Annotated in this window: 14 protein-coding genes and 1 tRNA gene; 12 read left to right on the top strand and 3 right to left on the bottom strand. The window is 53.6% G+C overall.

Annotated features, from left to right (window positions below; all coding sequences use genetic code 11):
* The first annotated feature begins 66 nt into the window (after positions 1-66).
* Both acnA and D1224_RS09675 read left to right on the top strand, forming a co-directional pair.
* On the top strand, positions 67-2835 hold the full coding sequence (acnA, locus tag D1224_RS09680) for an aconitate hydratase AcnA (RefSeq protein WP_119379672.1): 2769 nt from the start codon (positions 67-69) through the stop codon (positions 2833-2835).
* 115 nt (positions 2836-2950) lie between these two features.
* Positions 2951-3625, top strand: coding sequence for a DUF1223 domain-containing protein (locus D1224_RS09675; protein WP_119379671.1), 675 nt, complete (start codon positions 2951-2953; stop codon positions 3623-3625).
* 31 nt (positions 3626-3656) lie between these two features.
* On the opposite strand, the gene phaR is transcribed toward D1224_RS09675, so the two are convergent.
* Positions 3657-4271, bottom strand: coding sequence for a polyhydroxyalkanoate synthesis repressor PhaR (gene phaR / locus D1224_RS09670; RefSeq protein WP_119379670.1), 615 nt, complete (start codon positions 4269-4271; stop codon positions 3657-3659).
* Between the two features lie 174 nt (positions 4272-4445).
* On the opposite strand from phaR, the gene phbB reads away from it, so the two are divergent.
* Positions 4446-5171, top strand: coding sequence for an acetoacetyl-CoA reductase (gene phbB, locus D1224_RS09665; RefSeq protein ID WP_119379669.1), 726 nt, complete (start codon positions 4446-4448; stop codon positions 5169-5171).
* On the opposite strand, the gene D1224_RS09660 is transcribed toward phbB, so the two are convergent.
* On the bottom strand, positions 5168-5947 hold the full coding sequence (locus tag D1224_RS09660) for a thermonuclease family protein (RefSeq protein WP_119379668.1): 780 nt from the start codon (positions 5945-5947) through the stop codon (positions 5168-5170). The two genes, phbB and D1224_RS09660, sit on opposite strands and share 4 nt — an antisense overlap.
* A 50-nt stretch (positions 5948-5997) precedes the next feature.
* Between D1224_RS09660 and D1224_RS09655 the strand changes: the two genes are divergently transcribed.
* Positions 5998-6074, top strand: a tRNA-Arg gene (locus D1224_RS09655).
* Between the two features lie 121 nt (positions 6075-6195).
* Here D1224_RS09655 and D1224_RS16850 read toward each other — a convergent pair.
* Positions 6196-6372 (bottom strand): helix-turn-helix transcriptional regulator, encoded by a 177-nt coding sequence (locus tag D1224_RS16850; protein ID WP_119379667.1) that lies wholly within the window; start codon positions 6370-6372, stop codon positions 6196-6198.
* A gap of 124 nt (positions 6373-6496) precedes the next feature.
* Between D1224_RS16850 and D1224_RS09645 the strand changes: the two genes are divergently transcribed.
* The 8 genes from D1224_RS09645 (at position 6497) to D1224_RS09610 (ending at position 16620) form a co-directional block, all read left to right on the top strand.
* Positions 6497-7177, top strand: coding sequence for a hypothetical protein (locus D1224_RS09645; RefSeq protein ID WP_119379666.1), 681 nt, complete (start codon positions 6497-6499; stop codon positions 7175-7177).
* Between the two features lie 280 nt (positions 7178-7457).
* Positions 7458-8558 carry a hypothetical protein gene (locus tag D1224_RS09640; RefSeq protein ID WP_119379665.1) on the top strand — a complete coding sequence of 367 codons (1101 nt, stop codon included), beginning with the start codon at positions 7458-7460 and terminating at the stop codon, positions 8556-8558.
* A 1391-nt stretch (positions 8559-9949) separates the two neighbouring features.
* Positions 9950-11359 (top strand): GGDEF domain-containing protein, encoded by a 1410-nt coding sequence (locus tag D1224_RS09635; RefSeq protein ID WP_147372359.1) that lies wholly within the window; start codon positions 9950-9952, stop codon positions 11357-11359.
* 67 nt (positions 11360-11426) lie between these two features.
* Complete coding sequence (locus D1224_RS09630) at positions 11427-12674, top strand: TadE/TadG family type IV pilus assembly protein (protein WP_119379663.1); 1248 nt, start codon at positions 11427-11429, stop codon at positions 12672-12674.
* Between the two features lie 43 nt (positions 12675-12717).
* Positions 12718-13962, top strand: coding sequence for a TadE/TadG family type IV pilus assembly protein (locus D1224_RS09625; protein WP_119379662.1), 1245 nt, complete (start codon positions 12718-12720; stop codon positions 13960-13962).
* 136 nt (positions 13963-14098) lie between these two features.
* The gene (locus D1224_RS09620) at positions 14099-15025 is read left to right on the top strand and encodes a hypothetical protein (protein ID WP_147372358.1); all 927 of its coding nucleotides are present in this window, start codon (positions 14099-14101) and stop codon (positions 15023-15025) included.
* A 318-nt stretch (positions 15026-15343) separates the two neighbouring features.
* Entirely contained in the window at positions 15344-15703 is a 360-nt protein-coding gene (locus D1224_RS09615) for a hypothetical protein (protein ID WP_119379660.1), read from the top strand.
* A gap of 401 nt (positions 15704-16104) precedes the next feature.
* Positions 16105-16620 (top strand): CC0125/CC1285 family lipoprotein, encoded by a 516-nt coding sequence (locus D1224_RS09610; protein WP_119379659.1) that lies wholly within the window; start codon positions 16105-16107, stop codon positions 16618-16620.
* The last annotated feature ends 432 nt before the right edge of the window (positions 16621-17052 follow it).

The following is a 17052-nucleotide window of genomic DNA, read 5'->3' as shown; positions in this document are numbered from 1 at the left end:
AGGCAAACCAGCGCAGCGCACCGGCGCGCGCCCACCGGACACATGCAAGAAGAGGTCACTCCCACGATGCCATCCCTCGACAGTTTCAATTCACGCCGCACGCTCGACGTCGACGGCAAGTCATACGTCTACTACTCGCTTTCCGCCGCCGGCGAAAATGGTCTGGGCGATGTGTCACGCCTGCCAGCCTCGCTCAAGGTGCTGCTTGAAAACATGCTGCGCAATGAAGACGGCAAGACGGTCACCAAAGCCGACATCCTTGCGTTCAAGCAATGGCTCGAAACCAAAGGCGACATGAGCCACGAAATCGCCTACCGCCCGGCCCGCGTCCTGATGCAGGACTTCACCGGCGTTCCTGCAGTGGTTGACCTTGCCGCCATGCGCGACGCTGCCGAGAAACTCGGCGCCGACGCCGAAGCCATCAACCCGCTCGTCCCGGTCGACCTTGTCATCGACCACTCCGTCATGGTCGACTTCTTCGGCGGCCCTGAGAGCTTCGAGAAGAACGTAAAAGTCGAATATGAGCGCAACCTGGAGCGTTATGAGTTCCTGCGCTGGGGCTCCAAGGCGTTCCGCAACTTTCGCGTTGTCCCGCCGGGCACCGGCATCTGCCACCAGGTGAACCTCGAATATCTCGGCCAGACGGTCTGGACCAAGGAAGAAGACGGCGAGACGGTCGCCTATTTCGACACCTGCGTCGGCACTGACTCCCACACCACCATGATCAACGGCCTCGCCGTCCTCGGCTGGGGTGTTGGCGGTATCGAAGCTGAAGCCGCAATGCTCGGCCAGCCGGTCTCCATGCTGATCCCGGAAGTCGTCGGCTTCAAGCTGACCGGCAAGCTCGCTGAAGGCGCAACCGCGACCGACCTCGTGCTGACCGTGACGCAGATGCTGCGCAAGCACGGCGTTGTGGGCAAGTTCGTCGAGTTTTACGGCGAAGGCCTCGCGAACCTCACCCTGGAAGACGAAGCCACCATTTCGAACATGGCGCCAGAATATGGCGCGACCTGTGGCTTCTTCCCGGTCGACGACGAAACGATCCAATACCTCTCCGACACGGGCCGCGACCCGGAGCGCGTGAAGCTGGTCGAAGCCTATGCAAAGGCGCAGGGCTATTGGCGGCCGGAACAAAAGGACCCGGTCTATACCTCGACGCTCGAGCTTGACCTTGGCAGCGTTGTTCCATCGCTGGCTGGTCCGAAGCGTCCACAGGACCGCGTCCTGCTGACTGAAGCCGACAACGCGTTCCGCGACGCGCTGAACGAGATCCGTGGCGGCGCGAAGGATCCGGACACTACGCCAGACTCCAGAGGCGAATCCCGCTTCGTCGATGAAGGCGCACAGAACGTCTATACCGACCCGGAAGCCTATGGCGTTTCGATGCATTCGGTCGAGGGCACCGATTATCACGTGCATGACGGCTCTGTCGTGATCGCGGCCATCACCTCATGTACGAACACCTCCAACCCATCGGTGATGCTCGCCGCTGGCCTGCTGGCCCGTAACGCTCTTGAGAAGGGCCTGACCCGGAAGCCATGGGTGAAGACTTCGCTCGCACCGGGCTCAAAAGTCGTGACCGACTATCTCGAGCGCGCCGGCCTGCAGGACGACCTTGATGCAATGGGCTTCAACCTTGTTGGCTATGGCTGCACGACGTGTATCGGTAACTCCGGTCCTCTGCCGCCAGCCATCTCCAAGGCTGTGAACGAGAACGACCTCGTTGTCGGGTCTGTCCTTTCGGGTAACCGTAACTTCGAAGGCCGTATCAGTCAGGATGTGCGCGCAAACTATCTCGCGTCGCCGCCACTGGTCGTCGCCTATGCGATCGCAGGTTCGCTTCACGTCAACCTGACCACGGATCCGCTCGGCAAGGACAAGGACGGCAATGACGTCTTTCTGAAAGATATCTGGCCATCCTCGAAAGAGATCGCCGACGTCATGCGCCAATCGGTGACGCCAGAGATGTTCGCTGAGCGCTATGGCAACGTTTTCGAGGGTGACGAGCACTGGCAGAACATTTCTGTTACGGGCTCCAAGACCTATACTTGGCCGGAGTCGACCTATGTACAGAACCCGCCATACTTTGAGGGCATGACGGTCGATCTCGATAAGGCAGAAGACGTCAAGGATGCCCGTATCCTCGGTCTCTTCGCCGACTCGATCACGACCGATCACATCTCACCAGCTGGCGCGATCAAGCCGTCCAGCCCTGCCGGCCGCTACCTGCAGGAGCACGGCGTCGAGGTTATGGACTTCAACTCCTACGGCTCGCGCCGTGGTAACCACGAAGTCATGATGCGCGGCACTTTCGCCAACATTCGCATCAAGAACCAGATGGTTCCTGGCGTCGAAGGCGGCGTGACCATTCATTACCCGTCTGGCGAGCAGATGGATATCTATGATGCGGCGATGAAGTACCAGAAGGAAGACAGGCAGCTGGTGGTTTTCGCCGGCAAGGAATACGGTACCGGCTCCTCACGTGACTGGGCTGCCAAGGGTACAATCCTTCTTGGTGTCCGCGCCGTTGTCGCAGAGAGCTTCGAGCGTATTCACCGCTCCAACCTCATCGGCATGGGCGTTCTTCCGCTGCAGTTCAAGGACGGTCAGTCCTGGCAATCGCTGGGCCTTGACGGGTCCGAAGAAGTCAGCATTTCCGCTATCGGCGACGTCAGCCCGCGTCAGGATATCGACGTCACCATCAAGAAGGCAGATGGCTCTACCCAGACCATTACCACACTGGTGCGCATCGATACCGAGAACGAGCTCGACTACTACCGCAATGGCGGCATCCTGCACTATGTGCTTCGCAACCTCGCCCGCGAAGCAGCGTAGAGGCACTTAGAAGCGAAGTAAAAACGAGGTGCCGCTCTTCATATGAAGGGCGGCACCTTCATTTCACGCCTTAGTGAATTCAATTTCATCCCATCTGGCGGTAAGTGCGCACTCCATGAGACCGATCCATAAACTTCTGGCGCTTCCGGCCCTGGTCATCGCCTGCAGTGCGGGCACTGCTTCCGGCGACACGCCGGTGCTGGTGGAGCTGTTTGCCTCGCATAACTGCCAGGTTTGTCCAAAGGCGTACGATACGCTGCGCGAGATCGAGAACGAACGTGGCGACGACGTCCTTATCCTGACCTGGGCCGTCGACTATTGGGACTATCTCGGCGAACCTGACCCGCTCGCGCTGCCGGCCGCGGCTGCTCGCCAGACAGCTTATGCCGAGCGTTTTGGCCTGCGTGCGCCTTACACGCCGCAATCGGTCTACGATGGCGAAAAGGAGTGTCCGGCGACACGCAAATCTACGGTCGAGGCGAATATCGACAGTCAGAAGGCTGGCAACACACCGTATGAGATTGAGATCAGGGCAATCTCCACGAACAGGTTTACGCTGACGGGCGCTGTTCCTTCGCCGGCGCAGGTGCAACTGGTCGAATATGCGCGGGATGAGGCGCGTGGCGGCGATATGGTCAACCCGGTGATCGAAATGCGTTCACTGGGTCTCTGGTCAGGGGGGAGTGTCACATACGCCTATTCGTGCCAAAGCGATTGCGCCCTGATCGTCCAGGCGCCCGATTTCGGACATGTCTACGCGGCAAAGGCGCTAGACGAGGATGCGGGCTAGGCCCGTCCCCCGCCCTCGCGGCAACCTCAGCTCAGGATTTGGAAGACAGCGAATCCAGCTGCTTTTGCATCATCTCCATCTGCGCCTTCAGCGCGGACATTGCATCGTCGCCCGCTTCTGCAGACCCCTGCGCGCCTGCATTCGAACGCTGTGCCCTTTCCGGCTCGCCCTGACGCGGCGCGCCTGTAGCAGAGCCCGCGCCCGGTACGGCAAACATCTTCATCGCCTGTTCGAACATTTCCATGTTCCGACGCGTCTGGGTCTCGAAAAAGGCCATCGGATGAGCGCCGCCGATCGCCTTTTTCCAGCGCTCCTGGCTTTCAGCGAAGCTGTTCATGCTCATGTCCAGCCAGGCCGGCAGCATATTTTGTGCACCGCCCCCATAGAAGCCAATAAGCTGACGCAGAAAGGATAGCGGAAGGGCCCCATCACCCTTGTTCTCTTTCTCGAAAATGATCTGTGTCAGGACGGATCGGGTGAGATCATCTCCCGATTTTGCATCGCGAACTTCAAAGTCCACTTCGCGCCGCACAAGATCTGCGAGGTGGTCAAGTGTCACATATGATGAGGTTGATGTGTCATAGAGACGCCGGTTGGCGTACTTCTTGATAATGACTGTTTCGTCAGTCCCGGTTGCCTTGGTCATTTCATGCCCTTCAATTCGCCCTCGAGAGCGATTCTTATCGTGATTTCAGCCAAGAATGGCATGAAATAGCAAGACTTTCAAAATCATACGTCCGGCTTATACAGGGCCCAGCTTACAACAAGTTGAGCAGACGCAACAAAATTTTTTGCTGCGCAACACGCCTGGAGGAGAGATATGGCAAAAGTCGCACTGGTAACAGGTGGCACGAGAGGAATCGGACGCGCGATCAGCGAACGGTTGAAAGCAGACGGCTTCGCAGTTGCAGCAAACTTTGCTGGCAATGTGGACGCAGCCCGCCAATGCGAGGAAGAGCTCGGCATCAAATGCTACAAGTTCGACGTCGCAAGCTTCGAGAGCACGCAAGAAGGCCTCAAGCAGATCGAAAGCGAGCTTGGCCCTGTGGATGTTGTCGTCAACAATGCAGGCATCACGCGCGACGCACCCTTTCACAAGATGACGCTGGAGCAGTGGAATGAGGTCATCAGTGTCGACCTCACCTCTGCGTTCAACGTGACCCGTCAGGTCTGGGATGGCATGCGTGAGCGCAATTGGGGCCGCATCATCAACATTTCGTCGATCAATGGCCAGAAGGGTCAGTTCGGTCAGGCGAACTATTCAGCCGCCAAGGCCGGCCTCATCGGCTTTACCAAGGCGCTCGCGCAGGAAGGCGCCAAGAAGGGCATTACCGTCAATGTCGTCGCCCCTGGCTATATCGACACTGACATGGTCCGCGCCGTGCCAGAAAAAGTGCTGGAAAGCATCATCGGAACCATCCCTGTCGGCCGCCTCGGCAAGGCAGAGGAGATCGCGTCCATGTGCTCCTACCTTTCCAAGGACGAAGCCGCCTTCATCACCGGCGCAACCATGACGGTAAATGGCGCGCAATACATCGCAGGCTAATCCTCCGGCGATTGAGACTTGAAATGCAGCGGGTGGACGAGATCAAGGCGTCCACCCGACACCCATCCGCGAAACTCACCCACCACGCCTACCGGAAGGTTGCAGAGGGTTTCAGCACTTCTGGCAATATCGATGACAAGCGCTCGATCCGCCGTTGATCGGGCGCAGGCCGGGCGTGCGCCATAGTTTCCTTCCGGGACGGATTCCTCGCCGCCAAGCTCTGCCAGAACAATAAGAAAGCCGCGCGTATCAAGGTTGATCGCGCTCGCCTTCAAAGGCAGGTAGGCGGCATCCTTCCACAGGCCAGACCGATCGCTGCGCGCCTGGCGTTCAGCCTGAACCAGCGTGTCGCTGCCTGCAGAGGTGTCTGGATAGACACGAAGGCGGGCGCCACCCCGACGCAGCATTTCCTCATTCACCCAGACGTGCGGCCCTTTGGCATCGGCCGTCTCGACATGCGCCAGTGCGCGGTCATACCGGTCGCGTGTCAGGCCCGGATAGAAGAGGCGGACCTCGCGCCCCATCACCATGTCCTCAAGCATGCGGGACGCGTCTTCTGCGAAAGGATCGGGGTCGTTGTTCCGCCAGTTCATGGCGGGCGCTTCAAGACCAACGAGACGCACGCTTTGTCCGGTATCGAGGACCAGAGCATCCCCATCGATAATGCGGACTACCCGGCCACGCTCTCCCGGCTCCATATCCGATAACGGCCCCGCCCTGCCACACGCCGTGACGATGAGAAGCGCAGCTATCGCGTGTGCCAGTCCCTTACGCATTGCCACCCCTTCTAACCCATCCAAAAACGCGTTATCGCCAGAACTCGCGCGACCCCGTAGCTCAGCAGGATAGAGCAACAGATTCCTAATCTGTAGGTCACAGGTTCGAATCCTGTCGGGGTCGCCAATGTTTTCAATGCATTACGTGTTTCTGAAAAGAACGCTCGTTCGGCGTGGAAGCAATATGGAAGCAAGCAGAACACGCAAAAGAAAAGGGCCGCCAATGCGACCCCTCTTCGAATATCTGGTCAACTTTTCCGCCTAAGCCAATCGATCACATCGGACCAAAGATACCGTACCGCCTTCGGACCTAGTCGAAAAAAAATCGGTCCTCTTCCGGACTGTCGATAGTTCTCCAGCGTCCGATGCGAGACATTTAGCTTACGAGCAAGTTCTTTGGTGCTCAAGAGTCGTTCGGTATTCATGTTGGTTTCCTTTTATTTTTTGAGCAGACAACATTGCGCTCAATGGCTGATTGTTTAGCAATCATGTTTACGCCTGTCAATTGACTGATTGACAGGTAATCAACAATTGGGCAAAACGTCTTACATGAAATTTGAAAATCCGAATTGGAATGAGCCACCCGCCGAAAGACGCTTTTGGCTAGATGACGAAATGATCGTCGCAACGAAGAGCCGATCGCCAATGACCGCGCGTTTGTTGCAAAGAAAGAAGATGATCGAGTCGTCGCGCTGTCAGAAGCTTACCGGCGCATGGGCCAGGGCATGGGGTCCCAGCGAAGTGATGCTAGTAGCTGTCGTGAATGAGCTTTCGAATGCTGCTGGCTTAAGCACTGCAGCAGCCGCCGAAGCATTGCGCACAATCCCATCGCGAACCCTTTGGGATCACTTAGCTCCAGATTTAAATTGGAAAGCGGGGCCAGAATATCGACGCACTACTGTGCGCCTGATCGATGAGAGCATTCACCTGAAACTTCAGCGCCGCGACGACTTACTCTTTTTGCTCGTGAATAGAACGTTTGTCTATTACGTCGCACTCAATGTCAGTCCCGGCTCACCCATTGCAATGGCGGTCGCGAGACTCGATGGCCTTGATGGTAAGAACCCAGCGGCGACCAAGATGAAGCCGATCGAGGTTGATTTGCGGAAGCTGCAAGATCGAGCCGATAGTTTACTTACGGTGCACCTTTGCCGTCTTGGAATGACCGCTCTTGACGCAATCGCCGGTGGTCCGTGCCGTGTCGAGTTTTTCCAATGTGAGAAGCATTAGCACCCCATAATAAAGAACGAAACGGCTCTGACTGCTCGGAGCGAATTAACGCCTATACCGGCGACCTTGATATGCGAAAACCTACCCAGACTCAACTAAAGCGATCACCACTCAAGAAAACTCGGAATAAATCCCATTTATTTCAGTCTGTTATCTGTTGATATCAGCTACCCAGTTTAAGCTCACGCGCTTTTCTGTCAGACGCAACTTTTGTGCATTGTTATGACACCAGTGTGACGCACGGTGTTGCAGCTTCGGCGGCCTCAGGGAAGCGGGAAATATGTTTGAAGAACCAAAGCGTATTGCAAAGCTGTCTAGCGATACTTTTACTTATATACTTCTCGAAGATTATCGAGGGGAGGACAATACAGTACAGGTAGGTATAGAATGGTCGAAATTTTCAGCCGCGGTTCGATCGCTCAAAGCTTGGTCTGGTTTCGTCGACCCCAGAGTCCGGTTTGAGCTGGATAGCCAAGAAGCGAAGGAACGGCTGAGGCAGGTTTCATCATTTATGGACTATACAGGCGACCTCGTTGGGGACGAACTACGGCCTGGATGCTTTTCAGTTCCTTTTTGGAATGCTGTGCGCATCGGCTGCAAAGGATGTGAACACGCTCCAGATTGCGACGAAGGATCATTATATCGCGTTCTCATGGGAGGAGAACGCACCTTCGAGAAAACCAAAGACTTCTATTTGCGGAAAGACGTTCAGGAAAAGCTGAAATCTGCGCAACGTCCACTTATCCCATCTTTACTGCGTAAAGACAGGCGGCTTGATCAATTGTTCCACCACTATGCATACGTTTGGTGGCTCTCGGACCGAAATTGGAAGAAAGATGCCACGGCGGCACATAAGGCGAAGAAACGAGCGGAAAGAAGAAGAGAAAGAGAAGCGCGGATTGCTGAGGAGCTTGAGAAAAAGCGACGAAGCAAAGCAGATCACGAACGCCGTGTTGATCAAGGTAAAGAGGACGTCTTGATCAGGCTAGCGGAGAAAGTGAATGCTGGCCAATTCCGACGCGTGTCTCGGTCTATAGAGTCGCATATGCGCTCAGAAAGCGCAGGCAGGAAATGGAACAAACAACTCTCGGTTGTGGACGAACTGAGTCTGATAGCGCTGCTGAACTCGGCACTGGACGCCGCTGAGGAGATGGAGACCGAGATCGCCGAAGTGGTAAGCTCGGACAAGAGCCGAATGGAAATGATTGAGAAAATTGCTTTGTCGTTCAGTTATTACGGTTGTATCGACATCGAGGCCGCGCAAGCTTCAATCAACTTGAAGAGTGGAAGCCTAACGGCGAGCAGATCGAAACTGCGCCGCCGTTCACAAGCGCTCGAAAAACTCCGGGAAGACGGATGGAGCTTTACACCTTCCGAATAGCGCAAGCCAAGATCGACACGATAGGGGATTTTCGGCGCCACACGCTCGCTTCAGATTATTTGCGGTAGGCCTGCCTAGAAAAGAAGCATTACGGCGTCTGGCGCCGCACGAGAAAGCCGCACAGAGGGATTCTTTCATTAGGGTTGGGTCTCCGCGGAGGCTGATATCAAAATGCCTAAATTTACGCCGGAGAAAAAATCGATAAAGATTACATTTGCTAAGTCAGAATTTTTCGTGACATCCAACCAAATGTTTATCCGAACTCAAAAAATTCTGAACTTCCTTTTTTTTAAAAGTTTTATAATGATAAATATATAATGATAATAAACTAATATAATAGAGAAGCCGTTTGTTGACATTGTCGGATAAACTTATGAAACGCCGTCGGCGGTCTTTACCCATTAGATTGGTGGTCAGTTTATACGTGTGAAATACAATTAGCAGTTGCTACTTTTAAGCAATGTTTACACCTTTGCGCCAAGCCTCGACCGACTCTTCGGCGACTCATCTTGCTTAGAAATATTCGCACTGCTGTCCTTGAGCCTTGCACGAACTCCCCGGTTCTCACCCACGAAAGCAACCTCAAGCGCGTCATCGGCGACCGGCTCCTGTAAAGCTGAAGCATCGTCGCTTTTCCTGTTGAGCTACAGATCAAACTCTTCCACCGGCGCAAGCAAAACCGGCATAGCCTTGATGAAGGCCTTGCGAAGATCATGCACATTTGCACCGGGTTTCCTCACAGTTGCCGAGCAGAGCTCGACTTGCACGCCAAAGCCTCGCGAGGAACCGCACAAGGAGCACACAGAGCGCGCTCTGAGCGCGCGAAGGGTCAGTTGCGCCGGAGTAGCTCCACAAATTCCAGCCACGCTCTCCTGGCGCACCTCTGGTCCATACAAGAGATAATGAGGCCGACGTGACGTGGATCGGCACCCAAGGCGGCCATTGCGTCAAATTCCACGACCGAACAAAACCCGAACTGCACAGCGCATCAACTTCGAGAAACCTCTTCCCACAGTATTCTTTGAACTCGCGCGCTCACTACAAGACCCAATCGATCTGGCGCACCCGGAATGCTCTCTGAGCTTTTACCTAGCGGCAAAATTCAACGAAAACAAATGACAAAAATAGAGCTCAGCTCACTCTGAGTTGAGCGAGCCGAAAACTGTATTTCACAACGCATTACGTTGCTGATTAGTCCGGCCTAAACGACAGAAAAAGCTTACTTGTCCTGATCTACCAAGCCTCAAACTACATCGATGGCGACAACTGCACCGCCATCAAGTCAAACGTAGCCGTTTCAGACCCACAATTAAATCGTAACCTAATTACAGGATACCAAAAAAGGAATCCGACCCACCAAGGCAAACCTTTTCTCGATAGACAGGCTAAACGTGTCCGCTTTAAGACAACGATCCGTCGACCGAATTGCGATCCTTCTTTCGGCACTCATTGTCATCATCTGCATAATCTTTCTGCAGTTTGGTTATTCCTCCGCAAAAAAATCAGACCGGCGAACGGATTTGCAAATTGCCAAGATGATGTCCGCTTTTCTGGAGAAGGAAATACAACTTGAAATCAGCCGCCTTGAAGACTTGGCAGTATCGACCGAAACTTTCAACGCCGTCCAAACTAGGACTTTTGGTTTACTTTCAGCACTCTGTGAGCAAACAAACCGCTCGAATCTCCCCAGCTCTTTCAGCATCGGTCAGCTAGGAGCGGAACCTATATTTCATTGTGATTATGGGAGAGCCGGACGGCCAGCCAGCCAAGCGGAGATATTAGCTAGCACGCGGCTTCACCCGATTGGAACGTTTCAAGACCTCGTCGATGCGCAAGTCGACGCGGGTCTTAGCTTCGCTGAGTATTCTTTCGACCAGCTATTCACGGAGTACGATGATAGTGTTTTTCTTATCCTGAGTGCCGTGGTGGCACCTGAAACTAATTTGCCAAATCCAGCGCCTAGCAAACTAGACATCGTTTATACAGTGACTGACTTGAACCGGGAGTACTCTAACGTTCTCGAGCAGCTTTACGGTATCGACGAGGTTCGCTTTACGACCGAAAGCAATTCCGCATTAAGCACGCTGAAAATTACGGGGCCTCGGGTTGGGGCCAATCACATTTACGCAGCTTGGCGTCCTGGCAACAACTTCCGGAAACAGTTTGAGGCCGCGTTCCCATTCGTATTCGTGGTGTCATTAATACTGATCACAATTGTGATTCTTGGTCTGCTGAAGCTGAGATCATTGACGGCGGCTATCTCACAGCAAGAAACTGAGATGCGCACTCTGGCTTCTCACGATGGAATGACGGGATTGGCCAATAGACGCCATTTCAACGAGCGGGTCTCTGCGATGATGCAAGAGGCGGATCCGCAAACTTACTACTTTGGTTTTTTAGATCTCGACCACTTTAAGCAAGTGAATGATACTTATGGCCACGACGTTGGAGATGCGCTCATTATTGAGGCAGCTAAGCGTTTGAAATCAACACTCGGTTACGCTGGAATAATTGCTCGTCTTGGTGGTGACGAATTTGCATTTTTCATATCGCCGAAGAAGGTACAGTCCGACATCAGCGAACTCATGAGCAATGTCGTAACCAAAATCAGCGCACCGTTTTCACACAACAATATAGAGCTCCATCCGAGCGCGAGCCTTGGATTGGCTCAATTTCCCCGTGATGGCGAAACATTCGACCAGATTGCGAAATCGGCCGATATCGCACTATATGATGCCAAAGCTAGTGGTCGCGGAAGGTATTCCTTTTTCTCAGTCGATAGCATTCGCTCGTCGAATTGATCGGCAGACTTTATAGTGTTTTTAACCCCTGAGCGTTAGGCGACAAGCAAGCAGCTCGCGTGACCAGATGACAAATTTTAGGCTGTTTTGGAGCAACCAGACCGCATCAATCGCAGTTAACTTTGCGCTCTTGATCGCGCCATTATTCGGCGTTGTTGTGTGTGTTTTTGCGGTCCAGCAATTTTCTTCTGCTGGAAAGCGGATCCAGTCTGAATTAGACATTGCCGCACTTTCTGCTGCTCAGGTTTTTATAGATCTCTACGACGGCACCGATCAGTCAAGGCTGGAAGAAGCTACGCGACGCGTGAGGGATATAGAGCGAAATTTCCAAAAAGAATCGCAACTTTTTCAGAATGTTCACTTCGAAGTCGTATTAGATGAGGAAGAGCGCCAAGCTTCGGTTAAGGCATCGGGCACTTTCCGCGTGCTCCCAAGAGACGCGGACGTTGCGGTAGCCAGGAACAGTGTTGCCGCGGCAATTCTTGAAAGCCGTCCAGTTTGCATTCTGGCGCTTGAGGAAAGCAGAGTTGCTATCGAGTTTCTAGGAAGAGGAAAGGTAAAGGCAAAAGATTGTGTCGTCTGGAGCAACTCGGACAACTTTCAATCCATACGCTTTCAGGGCGATGGAAAGGTAGAAACCGAGCAGCTTTGCACAGTCGGGCGCGCAGGACGTGCCGGTAGATACGACGTTAAACCTGAAGCCGTCGAAAACTGCCAACCGGTTAATAATCCTCTGACTCAGTGGACAGGTCCCGCGTTCGGCGCATGCGACTTCGAGAATGTAACGCATGACCGACACAGTACCATCGTTCTTGCGCCAGGCGTTTATTGTGGCGGGCTCGAAATTCAAGCGCGCAAAGTCAAGCTGCGCTCCGGAACATATATCATCCGTGATGGTCCGCTAACCATCCAGAGCGAGAAAGAGATTGAGGGCGACAAGGTAGGAATTTTCCTGACGGGAAAAAACAGTTCTGTGACGATTGAGAGCGAGGCCAAAATAGAACTCCAATCAATGGAAACTGGTCCAATGGCGGGCATCGCGATCGCTCACGACCCGGAATCAGATGAAGAGCTGAGTTCTATCGTGTCCGGTCGCACTGACCTCAAAATTGGTGGCGTGATCTACTTGCCGAAGCACGACCTTACCTATTGGGGCGAGTCCGATACGCAAGCCGCCTCTCCCGTAACAACCATTATTGTCCGCGCGCTCAAAATCGGAGGTTCAGCATACCTCGAAGTCAAGAATGACAACAAGAAGGCAAGTTATGCGCCGGTGCTGGAAACCGGTCACGGGAACGTCAGCCTAGTCAGGTGAGATAGGCTGCTCGCTCAGCGTGAAACTCGGGAAATTCAAGATCATGATCATCGCAAATATTAGCAGAAACACAGCCGGCAACATAGCGCCAATATTCGCACTATGTATTCTGCCGATATTTGTAATTGTCGGCGCTGCCATCGATCTGAGACGACAGTCCAACCTCGAAAACAGTCTTCAATCTGCGCTGGATGCGACAGTTATAGCGACGGCAACCCGGACCGACCTCAAACACAATGATCGCATTCAATTCGGCATAGATCATTTCAATTCGAATGCGCAGAATCCTTGCGACAATGAACCGAGATTTGTCATCGCAGATAACGAGGTAAGGGGCAGCGCCTCATGCCGAAGCAAGACGAGCTTCCTCGCCTTGCTCGGAATGGAATCGCTAAACGTTGCCGCAGACGCAACGGCGATTTTGCCAAAAGGTAGCGAAGAGGCTGGCGCCCCTATTTGTCTCCATTCGCTAGCATCCAGTGAAAAGAAGGCTTTCCTAGCGAGTGGTGGGAGTTCGCTAGATCTGAACGGCTGCACGACGCAGATAAACTCAACCAGCTCAGAAGCTGTCGAGTTTTCAGGCGGCTCAACCCTATCGAGTTCTGGCAATTGCTTTGTTGGCGGCATCAAGCAAGGCAGGTCTCGTATCAAACCTGCAGCCGAGGAAAGCTGCGAACCTTACCCCGATCCCTTTGCCGCCGTCACAAAACCATCAGTTGGGGCTTGTGACCATTATGGCTTCAATGAGGATGACGACACTGTTCTTCGTCCCGGGGTCTATTGTGACGGTCTTCGCGTTTCTAACGATCACTTCGTCTTTGAACCGGGACTTTATGTCATCAAAGACGGCACATTCGAGTCTACTGGCGGGGCAACCTTGGAAGGTGAAGGCGTCACCTTCTACCTGACGGGACGGTACGAAGAAGCTGGAATCACCTGGAGTGGCGGCGGCGTGTACAATTTCACCGCCATGAAGACAGGGCCTCTCGCTGGCTTTATTGTCTATCTCGATCCAGACGCGGAGAAGGACGATAAATCGGTGATCTCCGGGGGCGGTGACACCTTCTACGAAGGTGCGTTCTATTTTCCCGGACAGGAGTTGCTGATTTCCGGCGGTGGCACGGTCACCACGCCTTCGCCGTTCACGGCATACGTCGCAGACATCATTCAATATACAGGCGGCAGCTCGCTCTCGATTGGCATCGATGAGGACGCGACGTCGGTCCCTGTGCCAGATGGCTTTTTCAAAAACGGTCGAGCTGTCGGATACGCTAGACTAATCGAATGATGATGGGATCGCTCGAGTGCGAACACAAGTCGGAGCCAATACTTGCTCCGGCGGTCTAAAGCGGCACCGATTTTGCAATTTTGCACCTGAGAATCACCCAATCGGCCTGAGCACCGTAATTTCGAGAGGATCAGTCATGGCTAACGTGTTTACAGCGCAAGCATTTGCTGGGGAAAAAGCAAAGCAGTTTGGAAACGCAGTCACAGTGCATGAGCATAATGCTCACAAGATGCCGCTATTCACCGATGAAGGGCTAGAGGCACTACTGGACAGGTATCCACGTGAAGATATCGGCGTCTATGCCATGGGCGACACCCCGGACACGTGGCGCCGCGGACGGCTCGGTAACGCCAATCCTTCTGATCTCATCTCCATGGTGAAGGAAGGGCGCGTCTGGCTCAATTTGCGGGCCGCAAACACCAAGGACAACGAAGTCGGAGATCTTGCAGGGTCGATCCTTTCTGAAATGCGCGCTGCAATGCCAAGTTTTCGTCCCATAAAACCTGATCTTGGATTGATTATTTCTTCTCCCAATGCGCGCGTCTTTTACCATCTCGATGTCGCGCGGGTCATGCTCTTTCACGTGCGAGGAAACAAACGGATATACGTCTACCCGCGAACGGAAGAATTCGTCCGTGCCAAAGATCTAGAGGGTGTTGTCACACATGAGACGGAAGAGGAAATTCCGTATAAACCGGATTTCGACGCCGGGGCGCAAATCATAGATCTTCAGCCTGGTCAAATGGTGAGCTGGGCACAAAACGCACCGCACAAGGTCGAGAACGCAGATGACATGAACGTCTCTCTCTCGTTCGAATACATGACGCCTGTGGCTATTGCACGCGCCAACGCTGTTTACGCCAACGCCTGGCTCCGGAAAGCCTTTAAGTACAACGCAAACCTAGAGCCGAAGCCAACAGTTTTGTGGCCTGCGAAAGTTGCACTTGCGCGCGTGCTCAAGAAGCTCGCACCGATCGATAAGGATACCCCTTCAGTGTTCCCACACTGCTTCACCCTGAACAAAAGCGGTCCCGTCTTCGACTCCGAAAAATTCGCCATTTGAAAGCGACACGAAGCTGATTTCTGCATCGACGCTGACCAGTCAGCCGGCGGCCGGTGCGCTGCGATAGAAGATGTTGTGGATTTCGATCACCTCCAGAGCCGCATCCCGCTTCAACCAAGGCCGTCTTCAGAATTTTCAGCTTATCCCTAGACTGCGTTGGCGAGCATGCCGTCGGCTACAAGCACCCTGAAGTGCTTGTTATCTGTCTCGATTGCGACGGAGGTTCAACTCAAATGCTGGACCGTATAGTCTGAGGTCACCGTGGGAACGACTCCCCTTGTTTAAGGGTTAATCTAGTACACAAGAAAGGAGGCTTTTATGGCACACCGCTTTATTGCAACCGCTTCGCTGGCTGCGGCCTTTTCTTTTGGCCTGGCGCAAGCGCATAACCACGCGACGCAGAACACGAATAATCATGCCTACTCGAGTGAAACCGAAATGGCTCAAAGTCACTCGGTGGAGTTGTCACGAACTGCAGACAACCAAGTTCGTTTAGAGAACACTCTATTCGTCTTCACCGCTATCGATGGAAACAACGATGGTTGGGTCAGCAAGCAGGAGTGGGCGAACTGGCAAGGCCGTGGCATGAACCGAGCAATTCGGTTCGACGACCATGACCTCGACAGTGACGGCGACATGGAATTCAGCGAATACCTACACGCCGTCCGCATCAACTAAAAAGACACCCAGGCTGGCGGCATATGTCGCCAGCTTTTTTATTATCGATGTTTACGTGGCGGCTAACTGGAGCCGTCGACTAGAAGCCGTGAAACGGGTTGATGAGCATTTCTGCGGATGCGGTGAGCTCTGCTCAATAGCACCAATAACTAGAACATTTTGATCGCAGTCGGAGATTGCCACGGTCCGCGCAGACAACTGAATTATGGCGAAATACATCTAAACGAGGAGACCTGTTCGGGAGCATGCTGACGAGCGCTTGGAGGCATAATCTTCCGCACCAATCAGGAACCCTCTAACCGCCTGCGAGTTTAAGCATCAATAAAAATATGCCTCGCTTCGCAGCGCTCGTAATCGTGCAGCTACTGGCGGGACTATCACACGTTCAATAGGAGGAAGCCATGAAGAAACAGATCGCTATCGCCTCTATCATGCTAATGGTCGGGGCCTGCGCATCGAGCACCCCCTACAAGGAAGCGTCGAGTGAAAGATCCTTCGGATACAGTGAGCAGGTATTAGAGTCAGATCGCTACCGTATTCAGTACCGACTCGATGACGACCACGTCGGCAAAGCACAAGATTATGCTCTGCTTCGCGCCGCCGAACTCACCATGGAAAAAGGTTACACAACCTTCGAGGTTGTAAATCAAACTGCTGATGTAAACACTGACGAACGTCGCGCGTCCCGGATAGGGTTTGAGCGTGACTATGCCATTTCAAGAAGCTGCGGTCTCCTCGGCTGCACTTCTCGTGCAACGCCTGTCACCACCGTAGGCGCAGGATTTGGGTCGACCACGCTCAGGGATGACGAGACCGTGGTGACAATCGAGATACTGATGTCGAACAGGAACGCGGCATTAGGTGGGTCCTATTACGATGCATCTGAGGTTGCCGCCAATATTCGCTCCAGGATGTAGGCATCGGCGATCAACATTGCGTCCTTGAAGGCTCAGTTGCATACCCTGTTGATAGTCCACTCGCTCAGCGGCACCATTATGCTAATTCATCGCAACGCGCGCTGAAGATAACCTGTGACCTTCGCTCGATCTTTGCGCACTCAAGGAGATCGGCGACCACCTATCAAGGGCTCAACACGCCTAAGTTCACGCGTTGCGCAGACGCCGCTGTGTGTCGACTATGAGCAGCTCTTCGCACGGTTTTCAAATATCGAGTTCGCCGATCAAATCGAATTCGGACCTAATACGCTCGTGCACGCGATCTGAAAACTTGAGATAATTCACACTGTCGAAAAAATATAAGACCGAGCCAGACTCAAGCTGGAACACTTGCTATGGCCAGTTATTGACCCACCCGGTCAGCACACCGCTCGGCGCGAATGCCTGAATAGT

This window comes from Henriciella barbarensis (assembly GCF_003576345.1).
GTDB classification, from domain to species: Bacteria; Pseudomonadota; Alphaproteobacteria; order Caulobacterales; family Hyphomonadaceae; genus Henriciella; species Henriciella barbarensis.
The sequence above is the reverse complement of the archived record's forward strand: the minus strand, read 5'-3'. Positions and strand labels throughout refer to the sequence as shown.